At 73.6% G+C, this 6,000-nt stretch carries 3 protein-coding genes; 2 read left to right on the top strand and 1 reads right to left on the bottom strand.

Translation table 11 applies throughout. The annotated features are described in order from the left end of the window. A partial coding sequence (locus ACFXGX_RS26355; protein ID WP_384795565.1) for an MFS transporter occupies nt 1–1,858 on the bottom strand: 1,858 nt, incomplete at its 3' end. Nucleotides 1,859–2,151: 293 nt separating this feature from the next. Here ACFXGX_RS26355 and ACFXGX_RS26350 point away from each other — a divergent pair. Together ACFXGX_RS26350 and ACFXGX_RS26345 are read left to right on the top strand one after the other, a co-directional pair. After that, a complete protein-coding gene (locus ACFXGX_RS26350; protein WP_384795563.1) occupies nt 2,152–4,746 on the top strand; it encodes an acyl-CoA dehydrogenase family protein in 2,595 nt (864 codons plus the stop codon). Between the two features lie 9 nt (nt 4,747–4,755). Further along, complete coding sequence (locus ACFXGX_RS26345; RefSeq protein ID WP_384795561.1) at nt 4,756–5,946, top strand: lipid-transfer protein; 1,191 nt, start codon at nt 4,756–4,758, stop codon at nt 5,944–5,946. Nucleotides 5,947–6,000 lie beyond the last annotated feature (54 nt).

Below are 6,000 nucleotides of genomic sequence, written 5' to 3'. Positions count from 1 at the left end.
TCCCCCCCCCGGGGGGGGGGAGTCGTTTTTTTGCGGCACCCCCCCTTGGGGTGGGGGGGGGGGCGGGGGGGCGCGCGGGGGGGTCCCCGCCGCGGGGGGGGCCCCCACACCGAGGGTCCCCCGGGGGTGGGGGGGCCCCCCCGCCCCCGGGCGCCGCCCCCCCCGGCCGGTCGTCGCCCGTGTGTGTGGCCGACGAGGCGAGCGGGCCGTGGCCGGCGGCCCGTGCGGCGAGCACGTACGCGCCCTGGACCGGCACGGCGAGCGCGTAGCTGCCGTCCTCGGCGGAGAGGGTGGCGCCCGCCTGTCGGCCGCGCCGGTCGATCAGGGTGACCTTGGCGCGGGCGACCGGGCCGCCCTCGGCGTCCAGCACCCGGCCGCGGAATCCGCCGAGCACCTCGTGCGCCCGCTCCAGCGCCGCGTCCTCCTCGCTGCTCGCCACCAGCGAGGGCTTGGTGGCCGGGCGGCGGCCCGGCAGGAACAGCGCCATCAGCAGGCCGACCGCGACCGCGCCCGTGGCGATCAGGAAGGACACGTGGAAGCCGCGCATGGTCGGGACGGCGACCCCGCCGACGTGGTGCGCCGTGTTGGCGAGCACCATGCCGACGACGGCGCTCGACACCGAAGTGCCGATGGAACGCATCAGGGTGTTCAGACCGTTGGCCGCGCCCGTCTCCGAGGCCGGGACGGAACCGATGATCAGGGCGGGCAGCGAGGAGTAGGCGAGGCCGATGCCCGCGCCGAGGATCACCGCGATGACCAGGGACTGCCAGGCGGCGCTCATCAGGCCGAGGCCGGCGCCGTAGCCGATGCCGATGATCACCATGCCGATGATCAGGGTGACCTTCGGGCCGTACTTCGCCGACAGGCGGGCGTACACGGGCGCCGTGACCATCATCGTCAGGCCGAGCGGCATGACGAGCAGACCCGCGCTCACCATCGACTGGCCGAGGCCGTAGCCGGTGGACTTCGGAAGCTGGAGCAGTTGCGGCAGGACGAGGGAGACGACGTAGAAGGAGACGCCGACCATGATCGAGGCGAGGTTGGTGAAGAGGACGGCGGGGCGGGCCGTGGTGCGCAGATCGACCAGCGGGGCCTTCAGGCGCAGCTCCATCACGCCCCACAGGAGCAGCACGGCGACCGACGCGCCGAACAGGCCCAGCGTGGTGGGCGCGGTCCAGCCCCAGTCGCTGCCCTTGGTGATCGGCAGCAGGAAGAGCACGAGTCCGATGGACAGGCCGATCGCGCCGAGCACGTCGAAGGTGCCCTTGGCCCGCATCGGGGACTCCGGCACGACGAGGAGGGTGAGGACGATCGAGACGACGCCGAGTGCGGCGGCGCCGTAGAAGAGCGCGTGCCAGTCGGCGTGCTGGGCGACGAGGGCCGCGGCGGGCAGCGCGAGTCCGCCGCCGACGCCGATCGAGGAGCTCATCAGGGCCATCGCGGAGCCGAGCTTCTCGCGGGGCAGCATGTCGCGCATCAGGCCGATGCCCAGCGGGATCGCGCCCATCGCGAAGCCCTGGAGGGCACGGCCGACGATCATCGGCAGCAGGGTGCTGCTCAGCGCGCTGACCAGGGCGCCGGCCACCATCACGGCCAGGCTGGTGAGCAGCATGCGCCGCTTGCCGTAGAGGTCGCCGAGGCGGCCCATGATCGGCGTGGCCACGGCGCCCGAGAGCAGGGTCGAGGTCAGGACCCAGGTGGCGTTGCTGGGAGCGGTGTCCAGCAGCGTCGGCAGATCCTTGATGACCGGGACGAGCAGGGTCTGCATCACCGCGACAACGATGCCCGCGAAGGCGAGCACCGGCACGGTCGCGCCGCCGGGCCTCGGCGCGGGCCGGCCGGTCGTCGTGTGCGTCATTGAGGGGGGCCTCCAGGCCATAGCGAGGGGAGCTCTCGGGAGCGGAGCGAGGGGGGTTCCGTGCGGATGCGGGGGGACGGTCGGCCGGGTGATCCATGGGATGCGGGGGCGTCGGTCGGGTGATCCACGTGGGGTACGTGCAGGGGGAACCCGGTGTGCCCGGGCAACTATTCCGATGCTTCGGCGTACTAACGAATTCTTGACCGATCCATGGGTATCTGACCTATCGTCAGAATGGAACGTGTTCTAGTCTGGCGCGGATCCACGCACCTTGGGCCTTTGGGGAGGCATGCATGGGCATCGCGGTCACGCCGGAGCAGGGGGAGCTGGCCGAGGCCGTGCGCGGCTGGATCGCCCGCGCCGTGCCGCCGGAGGAGGTCCGCAAACTCCTGGACGTGCCGGGCGTCGGCAGGCCTCCGTTCTGGGACGCGCTGGCCGCGCAGGGGCTGCTCGCCGTGCACCTGCCCGAGGCGTACGGGGGTGGCGGCGGCGACCTGGTCGACCTCGCCGTCGTCGTGGAGGAGGCCGCGCGGGCGGCGCTGCCCGGACCCTTCGTGGCGAACGCCCTGGCGTCGGCGGTGCTGGCGGCGGAGCTTGCGGTTGAATCGGGTTCATCGGGTGATCGCGTACGGGAGCCGGGGCGCGCCGATCTCGTACGGGCTTCGGGGCGCGCCGATCTCGTACGGGCCCTGGGGTGCGGGGAGCGCGTCGGTGCCGTCGCGTTCGGCGCCGGTTCCCTGACGGCTCTGGCGGTGGACGGCGGATACGTGCTGGACGGGACGGCGCCGCCCGTGCTGTCCGGCGCCGACGCGGACGTGCTCGTGCTGGCGGCGACGATCGCCGGGCCCGGCCGCCCCCTCGACACGGGCACCGCGGCCGGCCCGGCCCCCGGATCGGGCGCGCCGCCCGATCCGGCCTCGGGCGCCTCGGGCGGGGGCACCGCGGCCGCCACGGCTTCTTCCGGCGCGGGTGTCCCTCCCGTTCCGGCTTCCGGCGGGGGTGCCGGGGTCGCCTCGGCTTCCGACGCGGGTGCCGCTCCCGTTTCGGCTTCCGACGCGGGCACCACGGCCGCCTCGGCGTCCGACGCGGGTGTCCCTCCCGTTCTGGCTTCCGGCGCGGGTGCCGGGGTCGCCTCGACCTCCGGCGCGGGTGCCGCTCCCGTTCCGGCTTCCGCCGGGGGCACCGTGGCTGCCACGGCCCCCGGCGCGGGTGCCGCGTCCGACGGCATGCTCTGGCTGGTGGTGGACGTCGCCGACCTGGCCGTCCGGCCGCACGAGAGTGCCGATCCGACCCGGGCGACCGCCGAGGTCCGGGCCCGAGGGTTACGGGTCCCGGCCGACCGCGTCCTCGCGGTCGACCCGTCGCTGGTCCAGGACCTCGCCGCCGTCGTCCTCGCCGCCGACGCCTGCGGCACCGCGGCCTGGTCGCTGGAGACGGCCGCCGGGCACGCCAGGGTCCGCGAGCAGTTCGGCCGCCCGATCGGACACTTCCAGGGCGTCAAGCACCTGTGCGCCGACATGCTGCTGCGGCTGGAACAGGCGAGAGCGCTCACCTGGGACGCGGCACGCGCCGCACAGGAGCCCCCCGGTGTACGGGCGCTGGCGGCCGCACTCGCCGCCGGCACCGCCCTCGACGCCGCCGGTTCCTGCGCCAAGGACTGCGTCCAGATCCTCGGCGGCATCGGGTTCACCTGGGAGCACGACGCCCATCTGTATCTGCGCCGGGCCCTGGTGGCACGGCAGTTGCTCGGCGCCGGGAGCGGACACCTGCGGCGGGCCGTACGGCTCGCGCGGGACGGCGTACGGCGGGAACTGCGCCTGGAGCTGCCGCCGGAGGCGTCCGTGTACCGGGCCGAGGCCCGTGCGGCGACCGACCGGGTGCGCGAGCTCGGCCCGGCCGAGGTCCGCCGGGCCCTGGCGCCCACCGGATACGCCGCCCCGCATCTGCCCCCGCCGTACGGTCTCGGCGCGGGCCCGGTCCAGCAGCTCGCCGTGCAGCAGGAGTTGACCGCGGCCGGAGTGCGGATCAGCGACCTGGGGATCGCGACCTGGGTCGTGCCGTCCCTCATCGCGCACGGGACCCGGCGGCAGCAGGAGCGCTATCTGCTGCCCACCCTGCGCGGCGATGTCCTGTGGTGCCAGCTCTTCTCGGAGCCCGGTGCCGGATCCGACCTCGCCTCGCTGCGCACCAGCGCCGAACGCACCGCCGACGGGCGATGGCGGATCAACGGCCAGAAGGTGTGGACGAGCGCGGCGCAATGGGCCGACCACGGGATCCTCCTCGCCCGGACGAACCCGGCCGCGCCCAAGCACAAGGGGCTCACCTACTTCGTCGTCGACATGAAGACCACGGAGGGCATCGGCATCCGCCCCCTGAAGGAGATCACCGGGGACTCCCTCTTCAACGAGGTCTGGTTCGACGACGTGCTGCTGCCCGCGGACGCGGTCGTCGGCGAGGTCGACGACGGCTGGCGGGTCGCCCGCAACACGCTCGGCAACGAACGCGTCCACATGGCCGACCAGTTGACCTTCGACACCGGCCTGGAGGCGCTGATACCGGCCGACATCGACGGCTCCCGGCTCGGGGCGCTGCTGGCCGAGGCCCACGCCCTGGCCTGCATCACGCTGCGCACCACCCTCCGCAGGGTCTCCGGCGTGGAGCCGGGCGCGGGCGCCTCGGTCCGCAAACTGGTGCAGACCGCGCACCAGCAGAAAGTCGCCGAACTCGCCCTCGAACTCCTCGGCCCCGAAGGCGCGTTGTGCGAGGGCCCCGGCGAGCGGGCCGTGCACGGGTTCCTGCTCTCCCGGTGCCTGACCATCGCGGGCGGCACCACCCAGGTCCAGCTCAACGTCGTCGCCGAGCGCCTGCTCGGCCTGCCACGGGACTAGGAGCGCGCCATGAGGACGTACGTCGTCGGTGTCGGTATGACCAGGTTCGAGAAGCCCGAGACCCGGGAGTGGCAGTACTGGGACATGGTCCGCGAGGCCGGCTCCAACGCCCTGGCCGACGCGGGGATCTCCTACACGGACGTGGAGCAGGTCCCCGTCGGCTACTGCTTCCAGCCGTCCACCGCCGGTCAGCGCGCCGCCTACGAACTCGGCCTGACCGGCGTGCCCGTCTACAACGTGAACAACAACTGTGCCACCGGAGCGAGCGCGTTGATGCTGGCCCGGCAGTTCGTGGAGGGCGGTATCAGCGACTGCGTCCTGGCGCTGGGCTTCGAGAAGATGAAGCGGGGATCGCTCGGGTCGGGCGCCGACGGCGGCGACTTCGCCACGTCACCCGTCGCCCGCCACTACGGGATCATGGCCGCCCGGCACGGCTTCGAGATGTCACCGCCCACCGCACAGATCTTCGGCGACGCGGCCCGCGAGCACATGGAGCGGTACGGCACGACCGAGGCCCAGCTCGCCGCCGTCGGGGCCAAGAACCACCGGCACTCGGCGCACAACCCCTACGCCCAGTTCCAGGACGTGTACTCCGTCGAGGAGATCCTCGCCGCCAAGGCCGTGCACCGGCCGCTGACCAGACTCCAGTGCTCGCCCACCTCGGACGGAGCCGCCGCGGCCGTCGTCGTGTCCGAACGGTTCGCCGAGCGGCACGCGTTGGAGGACAGAGCGGTGGAGATCGTCGCGCAGGCGATGGCCACCGACACCGAGGAGTCCTTCGCCTCCGGCTCCTGCATCGACGTCGTCGGCCGGCCGATGTCGCGGGAGGCCGCGCGCCGGGTGTACGAGCGTTCCGGGCTCGGCATCGAGGACGTGGACGTCGTGGAGCTCCACGACTGCTTCTCCGTCAACGAACTGCTGACCTACGAGGCGCTCGGCATGTGCGCGGAGGGCGAGTCGGGCGAACTCGTCGAGTCCGGGGCGACGACGTACGGCGGACGCTGGGTGGTGAATCCCTCCGGCGGGCTGATCTCCAAGGGCCACCCCCTGGGGGCCACCGGGATCGCGCAAGTGGCCGAGCTGGTCTGGCAGTTGCGGGGACAGGCCGAGGCACGTCAGGTCCAGGGGGCACGGGTCGGGCTCGCCCACAACATCGGGCTGGGCGGCGCGGCGGTCGTCACACTGCTGCGCAGGCCGTAGGACCTGCCGGGCGCAGCCGGGCGCCGCCGGGCGGACGCGGCTTCGCGGGCACGT

This window comes from Streptomyces sp. NPDC059371 (genome assembly GCF_042751995.1).
Lineage (GTDB): Bacteria > Actinomycetota > Actinomycetes > Streptomycetales > Streptomycetaceae > Streptomyces.
Note: the sequence above shows the minus strand (reverse complement) of the source record. Positions and strands in the feature narration are given on the sequence as shown.